General features: G+C 38.6%; 14 protein-coding genes and 1 other annotated feature (1 of these 15 cut by a window edge). Of the genes, 2 read left to right on the forward strand and 12 right to left on the reverse strand.

Annotated features, from left to right (window positions below):
- Nucleotides 1-27: 27 nt before the first annotated feature.
- Nucleotides 28-1,608 (reverse strand): TerC family protein, encoded by a 1,581-nt coding sequence (locus ACNARN_RS07270; protein WP_109373472.1) that lies wholly within the window; start codon nt 1,606-1,608, stop codon nt 28-30.
- Nucleotides 1,609-1,852: 244 nt separating this feature from the next.
- Here ACNARN_RS07270 and gndA point away from each other — a divergent pair, with 244 nt between their 5' ends.
- Nucleotides 1,853-3,259 carry an NADP-dependent phosphogluconate dehydrogenase gene (gene gndA / locus ACNARN_RS07275; protein ID WP_023581264.1) on the forward strand — a complete coding sequence of 469 codons (1,407 nt, stop codon included), beginning with the start codon at nt 1,853-1,855 and terminating at the stop codon, nt 3,257-3,259.
- Between the two features lie 114 nt (nt 3,260-3,373).
- Here the strand turns inward: gndA and ACNARN_RS07280 are convergent, their stop codons facing one another.
- The 3 genes from ACNARN_RS07280 to ACNARN_RS07290 form a co-directional block, all read right to left on the reverse strand.
- Entirely contained in the window at nt 3,374-4,726 is a 1,353-nt protein-coding gene (locus ACNARN_RS07280) for a dicarboxylate/amino acid:cation symporter (protein ID WP_416304295.1), read from the reverse strand.
- A gap of 437 nt (nt 4,727-5,163) precedes the next feature.
- Nucleotides 5,164-6,513 carry a dicarboxylate/amino acid:cation symporter gene (locus ACNARN_RS07285; protein WP_198629727.1) on the reverse strand — a complete coding sequence of 450 codons (1,350 nt, stop codon included), beginning with the start codon at nt 6,511-6,513 and terminating at the stop codon, nt 5,164-5,166.
- A 432-nt stretch (nt 6,514-6,945) separates the two neighbouring features.
- A complete protein-coding gene (locus ACNARN_RS07290) occupies nt 6,946-7,443 on the reverse strand; it encodes a YbaK/prolyl-tRNA synthetase associated domain-containing protein (protein WP_100159528.1) in 498 nt (165 codons plus the stop codon).
- A 314-nt stretch (nt 7,444-7,757) separates the two neighbouring features.
- On the opposite strand from ACNARN_RS07290, the gene yiaY reads away from it, so the two are divergent.
- Nucleotides 7,758-8,909 carry an L-threonine dehydrogenase gene (gene yiaY / locus ACNARN_RS07295; protein WP_198620472.1) on the forward strand — a complete coding sequence of 384 codons (1,152 nt, stop codon included), beginning with the start codon at nt 7,758-7,760 and terminating at the stop codon, nt 8,907-8,909.
- A 110-nt stretch (nt 8,910-9,019) separates the two neighbouring features.
- Here the strand turns inward: yiaY and hisIE are convergent, their stop codons facing one another.
- Genes hisIE through hisG form a run of 8 tightly spaced genes read right to left on the reverse strand, consistent with a single transcriptional unit; the run spans nt 9,020 to nt 16,149 of the window.
- Nucleotides 9,020-9,637 carry a bifunctional phosphoribosyl-AMP cyclohydrolase/phosphoribosyl-ATP diphosphatase HisIE gene (hisIE, locus tag ACNARN_RS07300; protein WP_416304296.1) on the reverse strand — a complete coding sequence of 206 codons (618 nt, stop codon included), beginning with the start codon at nt 9,635-9,637 and terminating at the stop codon, nt 9,020-9,022.
- The gene (gene hisF / locus ACNARN_RS07305) at nt 9,637-10,410 is read right to left on the reverse strand and encodes an imidazole glycerol phosphate synthase subunit HisF (protein WP_109373478.1); all 774 of its coding nucleotides are present in this window, start codon (nt 10,408-10,410) and stop codon (nt 9,637-9,639) included. The genes hisIE and hisF overlap by 1 nt, the downstream gene beginning before the upstream one ends.
- Nucleotides 10,392-11,129: a 1-(5-phosphoribosyl)-5-[(5-phosphoribosylamino)methylideneamino]imidazole-4-carboxamide isomerase gene (gene hisA / locus ACNARN_RS07310; protein WP_198620474.1), complete on the reverse strand. Its 738-nt coding sequence runs from the start codon at nt 11,127-11,129 to the stop codon at nt 10,392-10,394. The genes hisF and hisA overlap by 19 nt, the downstream gene beginning before the upstream one ends.
- 6 nt (nt 11,130-11,135) lie before the next feature.
- Nucleotides 11,136-11,726 carry an imidazole glycerol phosphate synthase subunit HisH gene (hisH, locus tag ACNARN_RS07315; RefSeq protein WP_109373480.1) on the reverse strand — a complete coding sequence of 197 codons (591 nt, stop codon included), beginning with the start codon at nt 11,724-11,726 and terminating at the stop codon, nt 11,136-11,138.
- Nucleotides 11,726-12,793 carry a bifunctional histidinol-phosphatase/imidazoleglycerol-phosphate dehydratase HisB gene (hisB, locus tag ACNARN_RS07320; RefSeq protein ID WP_416303797.1) on the reverse strand — a complete coding sequence of 356 codons (1,068 nt, stop codon included), beginning with the start codon at nt 12,791-12,793 and terminating at the stop codon, nt 11,726-11,728. Before hisB ends, hisH begins: the two co-directional genes overlap by 1 nt.
- A gap of 49 nt (nt 12,794-12,842) precedes the next feature.
- Entirely contained in the window at nt 12,843-13,925 is a 1,083-nt protein-coding gene (gene hisC / locus ACNARN_RS07325) for a histidinol-phosphate transaminase (protein ID WP_198626150.1), read from the reverse strand.
- The gene (gene hisD / locus ACNARN_RS07330; protein WP_416304297.1) at nt 13,909-15,243 is read right to left on the reverse strand and encodes a histidinol dehydrogenase; all 1,335 of its coding nucleotides are present in this window, start codon (nt 15,241-15,243) and stop codon (nt 13,909-13,911) included. The genes hisC and hisD overlap by 17 nt, the downstream gene beginning before the upstream one ends.
- 6 nt (nt 15,244-15,249) lie before the next feature.
- A complete protein-coding gene (gene hisG, locus ACNARN_RS07335; RefSeq protein WP_109373484.1) occupies nt 15,250-16,149 on the reverse strand; it encodes an ATP phosphoribosyltransferase in 900 nt (299 codons plus the stop codon).
- A 44-nt stretch (nt 16,150-16,193) separates the two neighbouring features.
- Nucleotides 16,194-16,310, reverse strand: a sequence feature (His leader region) (it continues 13 nt past the right edge of the window).

A 16,310-nucleotide genomic window follows, 5' to 3' on the forward strand; every position in this document is an offset into this window, starting at 1 on the left:
GCGGATATTTTGCTATTTTGACAGGGATTACGCTTCGTCAACGTTTTCTTCGTCTTCTGGTGTAGGTTCAACAATTCGAACTTTATTAATTCGATGGTTGTTCACTTCTAACGGCTCAAATTCAATGCCATCAATAAGGATCTTCTCACCAACAGTTGGAACACGTTGTAAATGCTCCATTAATAAGCCTGCTAAGGTTTCATACTCACGTTTTTCATCCAGTTTGATTGGAATATAAAGCACTAAGTCTTCAAGTGGTGTAAAACCGTTTACAGTCCATGAACCGTCTTCGTTTTGAACCAAATCATGACGTGAATCGTTTTCTTCAGAACTGACAGGTAAGTTACCTGCAATAGTTTCCATAACGTCAGTCAGCGTCACGATCCCTTCTACTGAACCAAATTCATCTACAACAAAAGCGAAGTGAGTGTGAGCACTGCGGAACTGTTCTAACGCTTGCAGTAAAGATAAACCTTCAGGGAAAATCAAAGGTTGAGTGACCAATAAACGTAAGTTTAGAGGTTCATTACGCAACTGTTGATTCAGTAGTTGAATAACATTAACAACACCGACAGGTTCATCACCAGATTGTTCATCTGTGATCACTAGGCGAGAGTGAGGATCCTTTTCCAATAATTGGCGAATATCATCTTGTGTTGCATTTAAGTCTACGTATTCAACATCATGGCGAGACGTCATGATACTGTTAACATTACGTTGGCTTAAACCAAGCACACGTACAATCATTTGGCGTTCTTGAGGATCAAACACTTCTTCTGAACTGGAGACTAAATCAGATGTGTGAGGATCTAATTCAGAAGATTCAGGTTTACCATTAATAATACGTAGAACCGCTTCTGCTGTACGTTCACGCAAAGAGCGAGAAGCCGATAAGAAACGGCGACGGTTAAATTGTGCAAGCTGATTAAAGACTTCTATCATGATAGAGAAGCCAATAGCTGCATATAGGTAACCTTTTGGAATGGCGTAGCCAAAGCCTTCGGCAACTAATGCAAAACCAATCATCAGCAAGAAGCTTAAACACAAGATAACAATAGTTGGGTGGTTATTGACGAAATTTGTTAGAGGCTTACTTGCAAGGATCATCAAGAACATTGCAATAGTAACAGCCGCAATCATAACGCCTAAATGATCAACCATACCCACAGCGGTTATCACTGAGTCAAGCGAGAATACCGCATCCAGCACGATAATTTGTGCAACGACAGACCAAAAGCTGGTCGTTTTGCGTTGTTTCCCTTCGTTGTGATCTTTACCTTCTAGCCGTTCATTAAGCTCCATTGTGGCTTTGAACAGCAAGAATATCCCTCCGAGAAGCATGATCAAGTCTCTTGCACTGAAAGGATGATCAAACAGTGTAATAAGAGGTTTTGTCAGAGTGATAAGCCAAGAGAGACTAAATAACAACACAATTCGCATAACAAGGGCACACAATAAGCCTGTTATACGTGCTTTATCTCTTAGTTTTGCTGGGAGTTTATCTGCCAGAATAGCAATGAAAACAAGGTTATCAATACCAAGTACGATTTCGAGAACAATTAAGGTGGAGAGTCCTACCCAGATTGTCGGATCTAAGATCCATTCCATACAGTTTGTTTTACCTTCTATAAAGACGGCATATGCCGACTTGAGAATAATGAGCAATTTGAAGGAATTTTTCAATAAATTATTATCAGTAACAGGGGAATAATTTCATTTTGTCTAAAAGATTGTGATACCAATTACATCAATAACTACCACCAAGTGAGAGAGTGAGTTACTATGTGATCAGGTTAACAAATTGTCAGTACATTGATACTGGCAGGTTTATTTTCAGACGGGAGTTATTTTCATGTCCAAACAGCAAATCGGCGTGGTTGGTATGGCAGTTATGGGACGTAACCTTGCGCTAAATATTGAAAGCCGTGGTTATTCTGTATCTATTTACAACCGCTCAAGCGATAAAACCAACGAAGTTATCGCTGAAAATCCAGGTAAAAAACTGGTTCCGAATTATTCTATTGAAGAGTTTGTTGATTCGTTAGAAAAACCGCGCCGTATTTTATTAATGGTAAAAGCGGGTGAAGCAACGGATAAAACAATTGCTGCATTGACACCGCATTTAGATAAAGGCGATATCCTTATCGATGGCGGAAATACTTTCTTTAAAGATACTATTCGTCGTAACCGTGAATTATCAGCGCAAGGCTTTAACTTCATCGGTACAGGTGTTTCTGGTGGTGAAGAAGGTGCATTAAAAGGCCCTTCAATCATGCCTGGCGGACAAAAAGAAGCTTACGAATTAGTTGCTCCTATCCTTGAAAAAATTGCGGCTGTTGCTGAAGGTGAACCTTGTGTAACTTATATCGGTGCTGATGGTGCGGGTCACTATGTGAAAATGGTTCATAACGGTATCGAATATGGCGATATGCAGCTGATTGCAGAAGCGTATTCAGTATTAAAACACTCACTAGGCCTAACTAATGAAGAATTAGCAGAAACCTTCACCGAGTGGAATAAAGGTGAGTTAAGCAGCTATCTAATTGAAATTACAGCTGATATCTTCCGTAAAAAAGATGACGAAGGTAAATATCTTGTAGATGTTATTCTTGATGAAGCGGCAAATAAAGGTACAGGTAAATGGACTAGCCAAAGTTCTTTAGACTTAGGTGTGCCAGTTACTCTTATCACTGAGTCTGTGTTTGCTCGTTATATCTCTTCATTAAAAGATCAACGCGTTGCTGCATCTAAAGTATTATCAGGCCCAACACCTAAAGCATTCTCAGGTGATAAAAAAGCCTTTATTGAAAATGTTCGCCGTGCACTGTATTTAGGTAAAATTGTCTCTTATGCTCAAGGCTTCCAGCAACTGAAAGCAGCATCAGACGAATATAACTGGGATTTAAACTACGGTGAAATCGCGAAGATTTTCCGTGCGGGTTGTATCATCCGTGCTCAATTCCTGCAAAAAATTACAGATGCCTATAACGAAGATGCAAGTATTGCAAATCTGCTGTTAGCACCATACTTTAAACAAATCGCTGACGATTACCAACAAGCTCTGCGTGATGTTGTTTGTTATGGTGTACAAGCAGGTATTCCTACTCCAACATTCTCTGCGGCTATTTCTTACTACGATAGCTATCGTGCAGAAGTGTTACCAGCAAACTTAATCCAAGCTCAACGTGACTACTTTGGTGCGCATACTTATAAACGTACTGATAAAGATGGCGTATTCCATACCGAGTGGATGGAATAAATAAGATTAAATATTCGGTTATTTTAATCGAAATATAACAAATAAAAGGTGCTCAAATAGAGCACCTTTTTTATAGAAGTGACCCACCCTAAATAAGGTCGAGATTTTTCCAATCTATTGCTCAGAGCCTTTCACATAATGAGGTTCTTCATTTACATTATCAGAGACTAAATTATCATTAGCAAAGTCTTCTCTGGATATTTTGCCACTAAAAATATCATTCATTCTCTCTTTGTCTAATGCATTTTCCCAACGAGCGACAACAATGCAAGCACAAGCATTACCGACAATATTGGTCAATGCACGGCATTCTGACATAAAGCGATCTATACCTAAGATAAGCGCCATACCTGCGACTGGAACACTAGGTACAACCGATAGCGTTGCTGCTAAGGTAATAAAGCCCGCGCCAGTGACACCCGCTGCACCTTTTGAGCTGATCATGGCAACAAACAGTAACGTAATTTGTTCTGTTAACGACAAATCAACGCCTGTTGCTTGAGCGATAAATAAAGCTGCCATAGTCATATAGATATTGGTGCCATCTAAATTAAAGGAATAACCTGTAGGAATAACTAAACCCACGACAGATTTTTTACAGCCCAGTTGCTCCATTTTACTCATTAATGTGGGGAGTGCAGCTTCAGATGAAGAGGTACCTAATACTAACCATAACTCGTCTTTAATGTATTTAATTAAAGAGATAATGGAGAAGCCGTTATATTTGGCAACCGCACCTAATACCACGAGAACAAAAAGTAATGCAGTAAGATAAAAAGTAATCACTAACAACATTAAATTGCCAATAGAAGAAATACCATATTTACCTATGGTAAAAGCCATGGCACCAAAGGCACCAATAGGTGCTAACTTCATTAGCATACCAACCATCTTAAAGATGGGGTCGCAAAGATGCTGTAAGAATTTTAATACAGGTTCACCCTGTGAGCCTATTGATGCTAATGCTAGACCAAAAATCACAGAAACAAACAATACTTGCAAGATATTACCGTTAACTAATGGGCTAACGATAGTATCTGGGATGATATTCATTAGAAAACTAACAAGAGAAGAGCTGTGTGCTTGTGTGACATACATTTCTACTCGACTACTATCTAATGATTCAGGAGAGATATTTAAGCCATCACCAGGGCGAATAATATTAGCGGTTATTAATCCAATAACCAGCGCAATAGTTGAAAAAGTTAAGAAGTAAATCATTGATTTACCCGCTACTTTTCCTACTGTTTTCATATTGTTCATGCCAGCAATACCGGTGACGACGGTTAAGAAAATCACAGGTGCAATAATCATTTTGACGATTTTGATAAAACCATCACCTAGCGGTTTGAAGGATTCACCCACATCAGGATAAAAATGACCAAGCAAAATACCTAGAATGATAGCGATAATCACTTGGACATATAACACACGATAAAAGGGGAGCTTGCGGGATGAAATCTGCATAAAATTTCCCTGTAACTGAAAGATATTGACTAAATAAAAAAGAAATTATGATGTAAATTATTATTTACATTTATTTTGTTGTGACAGGTAACTTAAAGGTATGAGTAAATCAGGTCAATAAAATAAAGTTGATTTTATCAAATATTGTGCTCTTCATCTAAAAAATTAGATTTAATTTCAATTTATTACTATTTGTAGAATTTATTTTTCTTAAATCAATAAGTTAATGAAATTATATTTTGTTTTAATTTATTGTATTTATTTAACAATATGTGTATTTAGCTTTGTTTTTTGGTGAATAAAATAGTTTAAATGTAAAAAAATATGAAAGGTAAGTGGTGAGAAAAGAAATATAAGGCAATGGATTGTTTTTATTGAATTATTTTGAAAATAAAAGAGCGCATAAGCGCTCTTTTATGGATTGTAGAAAATGATTTTTATTTTACTGGGATCTTAATTGAGTTATCAGACTCAATGTTAATAGGAGCTAATGGAGCATCTTCAACAAATTCGCTTGATGCTCTACCACTAAAGACATCATTCATTCTTTCTTTATCTAAGGCATTTTCCCAGCGAGCAACAACAATACAGGCACAAGCATTACCAACAAGATTGGTCAATGCGCGACACTCTGACATAAAGCGGTCAATCCCTAGAATTAATGCCATACCTGCAACGGGAACACTAGGTACAACGGATAAGGTTGCCGCTAAAGTAATAAAGCCAGCGCCAGTAACACCCGCAGCACCTTTTGAACTTATCATTGCGACTAAGAGTAGAGTGATTTGTTCTGTTAATGAAAGCTCAATACCTGTGGCTTGTGCAATAAATAGAGCAGCCATGGTCATATAGATGTTAGTACCATCTAAGTTAAAGGAGTAACCCGTTGGAATAACTAAGCCGACGACTGATTTTTTACAGCCTACATTTTCCATTTTACGCATTAAGCTAGGTAAAGCTGCTTCTGAAGAAGAAGTACCTAATACTAACCAAAGTTCATCTTTAATATATTTAATTAAAGAGAGAATAGAGAAGCCATTATATTTTGCAACAGCGCCTAACACGACAAGAACAAACAATAATGAAGTAATGTAGAAAGTCAGAACAAGCAATACTAAGTTACTGATTGATGAAATACCGTATTTTCCAATGGTAAAGGCCATGGCACCAAAAGCGCCGATAGGTGCTAATTTCATTAGCATACCGACCATTTTGAATACTGGCTCTGAGAAGTTTTGTAAGAACTTAAGAACTGGCTCGCCACGAGCCCCTATAGAGGCTAATGCGATACCAAAGACCACAGAAACAAACAGTACTTGCAGAATATTGCCGTTAACTAATGGGCTGACAACAGTATCAGGGATGATATTCATTAAGAAACCAACAATAGAAGAATCATGGGCTTTTGCGACATAACTTTCTACTTTGCTCGCATCTAATGAAGCAGGAGAGATATTTAAACCATCACCTGGGCGAATAACATTTGCAACGATTAACCCAATAATTAATGCAATCGTAGAGAAAGTCAGGAAGTAAGCCATGGATTTACCCGCAACTGTACCTACCGCTTTCATATTATTCATACCTGCAATACCCGTTACTACTGTTAAGAAGATAACAGGTGCGATGATCATTTTTACAATTTTGATAAATCCATCACCAAGTGGTTTAAAGGATTCACCCAAATCAGGGTAAAAATGCCCGAGCAAGATACCAAGTAAGATGGCAACGATAACTTGCACATAAAGCACTTTATAAAGCGGTTGTTTTTTAGTTGAAGTTTGCATGAAGATTTCCCTGCACCTATTGGTACATTGTTTATATATTTATTTGTATGTTAGAAAATAACTGAGTTGTAAATAAAATTTTACATTATTGTATTTTTATTGATGCTAACTTAAATGTACTACTAAATCAGGTCAATAAAATAAAATCTATTTAGTTAATTATTGAGTGCTGAATCGAAAAAAATAATTTAAATTTTCTGCTTGGTACATTTTATAGTGTTATAGCTAAGGTAATGTGGAATTTATGGGGGTTATTCTGACTTTTTGATTATTTTTGGTGTTAAGTGCTACTTGCGCTTTGGATTAGATTATCTAATATTACTTTTAAGTGTGTAAATATATACATACAGCAAGAATTGTTATCATACTAACAATTACCCTTGGCTAAATTTATCTCTAGGGTAATTGTTAAATATAAGTTAGCTGTTTTTATTATTCGTTTTCTTCATCACGAATAAAAGAGATTAATTCAGGTTGTGCAATGCGTTTGTAATCTTGCGTATTCAGAATAATAGAACGCTCTAATGTGCCCGCATTAAAAGCTAGCTCATCAAAGCGTTCAAAAAGCAAAGGGTCAGCGACAAGCTTCAACGCAGGATGAAAACTAAAAGGGGGAATTGCACCAAATACGCATTGAGTAAGATCATCCACTTCTTTAGGGCTTGCCAGCGATGCTCTTGTTCCACCAATTTGGTGAGCGAGTTTTGACAGATCAGCCTGTTTATCGGCGGGTAATATTGCAAGAACATGTTGTTTAACGCCGTTACCTTTTATATGGCAAACAAGTCCTTTTGCTCCCTGTCCTAATTGTGTTCCTCTGATTTTTGCAACTTCTTCAGAACGACCTGCGGTAGGGTGTTCCATAACACGGTAAGTAGCGTGGTTTTTATCTAATAAAGCAGTAAGTTGCTCAAAAATAGTCAAAGACATCAATGACTCCTGAATTTAATAAGTTATTTCTTTGATGTCATTATACGACTTTAAAAAAAATATTCTGCTGTGATGTTCACGGCTGGTTTTGATTATTTTGATAAGCTTTTCAAATTATTTTGTTACAAATGATAATATGTTAATAGTATTATCCTATTGAATTAATAGGGTAATTGGGCTTCTTTATTTAATTACCTGTAATAAAATGATAAACAAATTGATATTTATTCATTATTTTGATGATGATCAATTTAAGAACAAAAAGAATAGAACATATTAAAACGTAGATTTAATTACTAAAAAGGAAGTCAATAATGGCAGTTTCAACATTCTATATCCCTTCTGTAAATAAAATTGGTGCTGGTTGCCTTGCTGATGCTGTAAATTCAATGAAAGACTTCGGTTTTCATAAAGCGTTGATCGTCACTGATAGCATTTTAAATCAACTAGGTGTTGTTGATAAAGTAAGTAAGTTACTGACAGAGGCTGGTATTTCTAGCGTTACTTATGATGGTACTGCACCGAACCCTACTGTTGAAAACGTAGAAGCGGGTTTAGCTCTGCTGAAAGAACATCAATGTGACTGTGTGATTTCTTTAGGTGGTGGTTCACCACATGATTGTGCTAAAGGTATCGCGTTAGTGGCTTCTAATGGTGGAAAAATTGCAGATTATGAAGGTGTTGACCGTTCAGCTAAACCGCAATTACCACTGATTTCAATTAATACCACAGCAGGTACAGCATCAGAAATGACACGTTTTTGTATCATCACAGATACTGCGCGTCATATCAAAATGGCTATCGTTGATAAAAACGTGACACCAATCTTATCTGTAAATGATTCAGAGTTAATGATTGGTATGCCAAAAGGTTTGACCGCTGCAACAGGTATGGATGCATTAACTCATGCTGTTGAAGCGTATGTATCAATTGCTGCAAATCCAATCACTGATGCGTGTGCATTAAAAGCAGTTGCTATGATCAGCGAATCTTTACGTAAAGTTGTTGATAATGGTGGTGATGCAACAGCGCGTGAAAACATGGCTTATGCTCAATTCTTAGCAGGTATGGCATTTAATAACGCTTCTTTAGGTTATGTACATGCTATGGCTCACCAATTAGGTGGTTTCTATAACTTACCTCATGGTGTGTGTAATGCGGTTTTATTACCACATGTTCAAGCTTATAACATTCAAGCAGCAGCAGGTCGTTTAAAAGATATCGCACAAGCTATGGGTGTTGATGTTTCTGCAATGAGCGATGAGCAAGGCGCGAAAGCGTGTATCGAAGAAATTCGTAAAATGGCTAAAGATGTTGGTATTCCAGCTGGTCTGAAAGAATTAGGCGTGAAAGAAGAAGATTTCAAAACATTAGCTGAAAATGCGCTGAAAGACGCTTGTGCAATCACTAACCCAGTTCAGGGTTCTGAAAGTGATGTTATCGAGTTATTCCGCCAAGCAATGTAATGCTTAGAAAATAAAAAGCTAATTAAGCTATTACTTTTTATTTTTCTTAAAAATGAAGCCGATACTTTATTTTGTATCGGCTTTTTTCATCTTTATTAAGGTGATATCAATTACTCTGCTTTTTTATGGCGTTCTTGTAGGCAACCGATAACATCAGTGAGTGATAATGATTGGTCTTGCAGTAATACCATTAAGTGATAGAGCAAGTCTGAGGCTTCATTTTTTAGCTCTTTTCTGTCATTAACAGTTGCGGCCAGCGCTGTTTCTACACCTTCTTCGCCCACTTTTTGCGCTATTCGTTTTGTACCACTGGCATAAAGGCGGGCAGTATAAGAGCTATCTGGTGAGGCATTTTTACGTTCACGTAATAAATTTTCAAGCTCGTAGAGGAATCCCCACTGGCTTTGTGCAGGCGCAAAGCAACTCTCAGTGCCATTATGGCAAGTTGGGCCAATCGGATTGGCTAAAATAAGTAAAGTATCGTTATCACAGTCAGGATAAATATTGACTAATTTGAGAAAGTTGCCTGAGGTTTCACCTTTTGTCCATAAACGCTGTTTAGTGCGTGAATAGAAGGTAACATTCCCACTTTCTAGAGTGACATTTAATGCTTCTTTGTTCATGTAACCTAGCATTAATACATCACCTGAAATGGCATTTTGGATAACCACAGGCATGAGATTATCGACTTTTTTCCAATCTAGTTGCGCTAATGTTTCACTATTCATTATATTCTTACCTTAACGTCATTCTTTGCAAGATACTGTTTTAATTCGTTGATATTAATTATTTGTTTATGAAAAACAGAGGCTGCAAGAGCGCCATCAACATTGGCTAATTTAAATGCATCAAGAAAGTGTGACATTTCACCCGCACCGCCAGAGGCAATAAGAGGAACATCTGCAACTTGGCGTACTTGAGCTAATTGTTTCAAGTCATAACCTTGTCTGACACCATCTTGATTCATCATATTTAAAACAATTTCACCTGCACCTAATCGCTGAACTTCACGTACCCAATCAAGGGTTTTCCAGTGTGTTTGCTGAGTACGTTTTTCATCACCTGTGAATTGATAAACTAAATATTCACCTGTTTTTTCATCAAACCAAGTGTCAATACCCACAACAACACATTGCACACCATAACGTTCAGCAAGACGCGAAATAAGAGAGGGATCTGAAAGTGCAGGTGAATTAATTGATATTTTATCTGCACCAAAAGAGAGAATTTTCCCAGCATCTTCAATAGAGCGAATACCACCAGCAACACAAAATGGAATATCAATCACTTCAGCAACGCGTGACACCCAGCTTTTATCAACCACACGGCCATCAGAAGAGGCGGTAATATCGTAAAATACCAGTTCATCAGCGCCTTCTTTGGCATAGCGTTCAGCAAGAGGGACAATATCACCAATGATTTCATGATTACGAAATTGAACACCTTTAACGACTTGCCCATCACGAACATCAAGACAAGGAATTATGCGTTTTGCCAACATGATATCGCCTCTTTTAATGTAAATTTGCCTTCTAATAATGCTCTACCAACAATAATACCGGCAACACCAGATGCTGGAAGATCTGCGATATCTTGTAAATCACCAATACCGCCCGAAGCTTGGAATAAAATATCAGGGAAACGCTGGCTAATTTCTTTATACAGTTCAACGTTAGAACCTGCTAATGTGCCATCACGAGAAATGTCGGTACACAACACATGCTTTAAACCCACACTTTGATAAAGCTTGATGATATCTTCAAGAGTATAGGGAGAGTTCTCTTGCCACCCACTGACAGCTACCCACTTTTTGCCTTGTTTATCAATGCGAACATCGAGAGCTAATACAATGGCATCTGCACCATAGCGCTCAAACCATGTTTTCACCATTTCAGGCTGACTGACTGCGGTAGAGCCAATAACAACACGGCTTGCACCTGCTTCTAATAGTGATTTCACATCATCTTCAGTGCGAATACCTCCACCCACTTGTACAGGCACATTGACACAAGCAACAAGCTTTTTTAACAGTGGAATTTGGCGAGCAGACGGATCTTTTGCACCCGTTAAATCCACTAGGTGAAGTAGCTTTGCGCCATCTTTTTCATATTGTTGGTAGCGTGTCAGCGGATTATCATCATAATCACGCTGTTTTGCATAATCACCCTGATGAAGACGAACCACTTTCCCATCAATTAAATCTAATGCTGGAATAATCATAACGGGTTACATCTCCAAAAAATTCTTGATAAGTTGAGCGCCCGCTTTCCCTGAACGTTCTGGGTGAAATTGCACTCCATAAAAATTATCTTTTTGAATTGCGCTACTAAAGCGAGAGCCGTATTCAGTTTCCGCAATCGTCGATTCATTGAGCGCTAGAGCGTAGCTATGAACAAAATAGAACCAAGCATTGTCATCAAGTGAACGAAAAAGAGGATGTCCTGGTTTTGCTAATACTTGGTTCCAACCCATATGGGGTAATGGTAAACCCGCTGTATCAAGCTTATCTATGGTGCCATCAACTAAACCTAATAAAGGAATATCTTTACCTTCTTCGCTTAGTGAAGCCAATATTTGCATACCTAAACAAATCCCTAAAACAGGTTGTGTTAAGGCTTTAATTAAAGGAATTAACTCACGAGCTTTGAGTTGTTCCATTGCCGCTCTAGCCGTTCCTACTCCGGGTAAAAACAGTTTATCCGCAGATAACACCACGTTTTTTTCATAGGACACAATTGGATCATAACCGAGTCGCTTAACGGCGTAAGCGACAGAGGCTAAATTGGCACAACCCGTATCAAGAATAACCACTTTCATCACAGAACACCTTTTGAGCTTGGTAACGTATTTCCTTCAACACGAATGGCTTGGCGCAATGTACGACCAAAGACTTTAAATAAGCTTTCAGCTTTGTGGTGATCGTTTTTGCCTTTTGATTTCAGGTGCAACGTGCAACCCATGGTGTAAGAGAGGGAACGGAAAAAGTGTTCAATCATCTCTGTACTTAAATCACCGACGCGTTGATATTTAAATTCGGCTTTGTACTCAAGGTGTGGACGACCAGAAATATCTAACGCACAACTTGCAAGGCACTCATCCATTGGTAATGTAAAACCAAAGCGAGCAATACCTCGCTTATCACCTAATGCTTCACGTAATGCTTCACCCAAAGCAAGACCGGTATCTTCCACTGTGTGGTGATCATCAATAACTAAATCACCTTTTACATTGATATTCATGCGAAAACCGCCGTGTGTGGCAATTTGATCAAGCATGTGATCAAAGAAACCAACACCAGTGCTGATCTGACTATCACCTTCGCGATCTAGCCAGATATCAATGGCGATTTGTGTCTCTTTTGTTTTTCGCTCAACGTGAGCGTAGCGATCTTTTTTCGTCAGTTGTTCTGTAATGCCCGCCCAATTGAGTTTATCGGCATTATAAAGCATGCCTTTGATACCCATATTTTCAGCTAGCTGAATATCAGTTTGTCTATCACCAATGACATAACTGTTATCTTTATCTAGTGCGCCATCAACTAAATACTGAGTAACAAGTCCTGTTTCTGGTTTGCGACAAGGGCAGTTGTCTTCAGGTTTATGAGGACAAATTAAAACATCATCAAATGAGATCCCTTGTGATGAAAAAATCTGCATCATTAAATTATGAGGAGGATCGAAATCTGCTTGAGGAAAACTTTCTGTGCCTAACCCATCCTGATTTGTGATCATAATGAGTTTATAACCTGCTTTTTGTAGCGCAGTCAGTGCGGGGATCACGCCGTTTTCAAAGGCAAGTTTATCGAGTTTATCAACTTGGTAATCTGTGGGTGGTTCCGTGATTAAAGTACCATCACGGTCGATAAAAAGAATTTTTTTGCTCATGGTTGAGATCCCTCAGTTGCGATTTTTTGTTGTTATCGTTTTTAATGTTTTATACGTTTGCAGTTTGAATATTTTTTATGGCATTAATCACGCTATCACATTCTTCTGCTGTACCGATAGAAATACGCAAACAGCCATTAAGCCCATATTGACGCTGTTGATCGCGTAAAATAATCCCTTGTTCCCATAAAGTACGGAAAACCAGATTAGCATCAGTGAATTTCACTAAAATATAGTTGGTTTCACTGTTATAAACCTGTTCTACATTAGGCAATTTTTTTAACCTATCAGATAAAATGCTTCTGTTACGTGTAATTTCTGCCACTCGCTTTTTCATTATCTCAATATTTGCTTCTGTTAATGCTTGCGCAGCAATATCTGCAACAGGTGTTGAAAGTGGGTACGGTGCGATCACCTTTAGTAATAATTCAATGACCGGCGGGTTGGCAAGCGTAAAGCCACAACGAAGCCCTGCTAAAGCAAAAGCTTTCGATAAGGTTCGCAAAATAACTAAATTCGGATAATCTTCAAGCCATGAAACAATTGACGCTTGTGGGCAAAATTCAATATAAGCTTCATCGACTGCAACAATCGCTTTGTCTTTCGCCAACGCTAATACATCCCGAATAAGAGAAGGATTAACAATATTTCCAGTTGGATTATTTGGGCTGCATAGGTAGATAAGTTTTACATTATCAAGCTGTGACGCTATTGCTTTAACATCAGGGCTCCAATCAGCAAGTGTAGGGACAACACGCTGCTCTATACCAAAGGTTTCAGCACTAACGCTATACATACCGTAAGTAGGAGGGCAATAAAGTACAGCATCTTTATCTGGCTCACAAAAAGCGCGAATAAGTAGTTCAATCGCTTCATCTGCACCACGGCTAACTAAGACTTGATTCGCATTCACACCTACGTATGCAGCATAACGATTGATCACATTAACAGGCTGGCATTCAGGGTAACGATTTAAGTTTTTTTCATTAAAAGTAAAGTCAGGCGCGATAGGGTATTCATTGGCATTTAACCACACAGAACCATTTCCGCCTAAGCGTCGAGCAGATTGATAAGGTGTTAATTCTCGTACATTTTTTCTTGCAAGTGTATTGATATCAAATTCTGTTTTCATCACTCTTTTTCCCCTGAGCTAAAGCGTTAACGCGAAGTGTGACAGCATTTTTGTGTGCGGTGAGTTGTTCTGCTTGCGCTAATATTTCAATAGTCTGTGCTAAATCAGATAAACCTTGTGCTGTGAGTTTCTGTACTGTCATACGTTTCATAAAATCAGCTAAACCTAAGCTTGAGTAGGTTGCTGTATAGCCATAAGTCGGTAGAACGTGATTAGTACCAGAAGCATAATCTCCCGCAGATTCAGGCGACCAAGCACCAAGAAAAACAGATCCAGCGCTGGTAATGCTATCAACACGACTATCAGCATCATTAGTTTGAATAATTAAGTGTTCTGGACCATAGCTATTACTAATTTCAATACACTGGTCGAGATCACGAGTAATAATGACGCGGCTTTCTGCAAGTGCTTGTTTAGCGATTTCAGCGCGGCTTAATAGCGCCAGTTGTGTTTCTGTTTCAGCAATAACGGCTTTAGCGAGTGTTTCATCAGGTGTTAATAATACAACTTGTGAATCAGGGCCGTGTTCAGCTTGTGAAAGTAAGTCAGCGGCAATAAATGCAGGATTGGCATCCGCATCAGCAATCACTAATACTTCAGAAGGGCCTGCTGGCATATCGATTGCAGCACCTTGTAGTGATTGACTTGCTTGGCGTTTGGCTTCAGTGACATAGGCATTACCAGGGCCAAAAATTTTATCAACCTTAGGAATAGATTCAGTACCAAATGCCATAGCTGCAATCGCCTGTGCACCACCTACTTGGAAAATTTCATCAATACCAATTTGTTGAGCAATATATAAAATTTCATCAGCAATAGGGGGCGGTGAGCAAAGAATAACTTTGCGACAACCTGCAATACGGGCGGGAATACCTAACATCATTACTGTTGAGAGTAATGGTGCCGAACCTCCGGGAATATAAAGCCCTACCGCATCAATGGGTCTGCTTACTTGTTGGCAAAATACACCCGGCTGAGTTTCCACGTTGATAGTGTTAGGAATTTGAGCCTCATGAAAGCGACGAATATTATTCATCGCCTGTGCTATTGCCTGTTTTATTTTGCTATCAAGTCTTGATGAGGCTGCATCAATTTGCGATTTTGACACCAAAACACTTTCTGGCGCTGCCTTATCGAATTTTTGGCTGAGTGCTTTAAGCGCTTTATCTCCATCATTGCGTACCTGTGAAATGATGCTAGAAACTTGTTCTGTAATTGAACCTGATGCAGAAATAGCAGGGCGAGTTAATAGCACTTGTTGCTGTTCTTTAGTGCATTTATTCCAGTAAGTTAATGTATTAAAACCCGTTTTCATCATTTCACCTTATTCCATCATTTTTTCAATTGGTAAAACAAGAATTGAACTTGCACCTAATGCTTTAAGTTTTTCCATTGTTTCCCAGAATAGGGTTTCGCTACTAACCATGTGCATTGCAACGCGATTTTGGTCACCTGCCAGAGGTAAAATAGTCGGTCTTTCAGCTCCCGGAAGTAATGCAATGACATCTTCAAGACAATCACTTGGTGCGTGTAACATAATGTATTTTGATTCTCGAGCTTGAATAACGCCTTGAATACGCGTTAATAAGCGGTCGATAAGTGCTTGTTTATCGGTTTCCATGTCACCATCGCGTTGGATCAAACAGGCTTTTGAGCGATAAATCACTTCGACTTCTTTTAAACCGTTGGCTTCTAATGTTGCACCAGTAGAAACTAAGTCGCAGATAGAGTCAGCAAGACCTGCACGAGGGGCGACTTCAACAGAGCCATTTAATAAACAGGATTTAAACTTGATGCCCTTTTGGTCTAAATAGCGTTTGAGCAGATTTGGATAGGAGGTCGCGATACGAGTATTATTTAAGCATTCCACACCTTGATAATCGAAATCAACAGGGGTTGCGAGAGATAAGCGACAGCCACCGAAATCAAGACGACGTAGTGTCAGATAATTTGGGTTTTCACCTTGTGAACGACGCTTTAATAGCTCTTCTTCTAAAACGTTTTCACCAATGATCCCTAAATCAACAACGCCATCCATTACCAATCCTGGAATATCGTCATCTCTAACACGCAAAATATCGATTGGCATATTTTCAGCGTAAGCAATCAGGCGCTGTTGATTTAAGTTAATTTTGATGCCACAACGTGCTAAAAGAGCACGAGAATCATCGCTTAAACGCCCTGATTTTTGCATTGCGATCCTTAATCTTGCTTTATCTAACATATTATTACCCTATCATTGTCCATATTTTTGTTATGAAAATTAGCTATAAAAAAACCCCGGAAGTTGCCTTCCGGGGTTTTAGTTGTTATCTGCATTCAGACCACCGGAAGCGTTTCTTAAACGTCTTCCAGCACTCATCGCCTGAAAGACTAGTCAGGGTG

The organism is Proteus sp. TSJ240517 (assembly GCF_047921575.1).
Taxonomy (GTDB): domain Bacteria; phylum Pseudomonadota; class Gammaproteobacteria; order Enterobacterales; family Enterobacteriaceae; genus Proteus.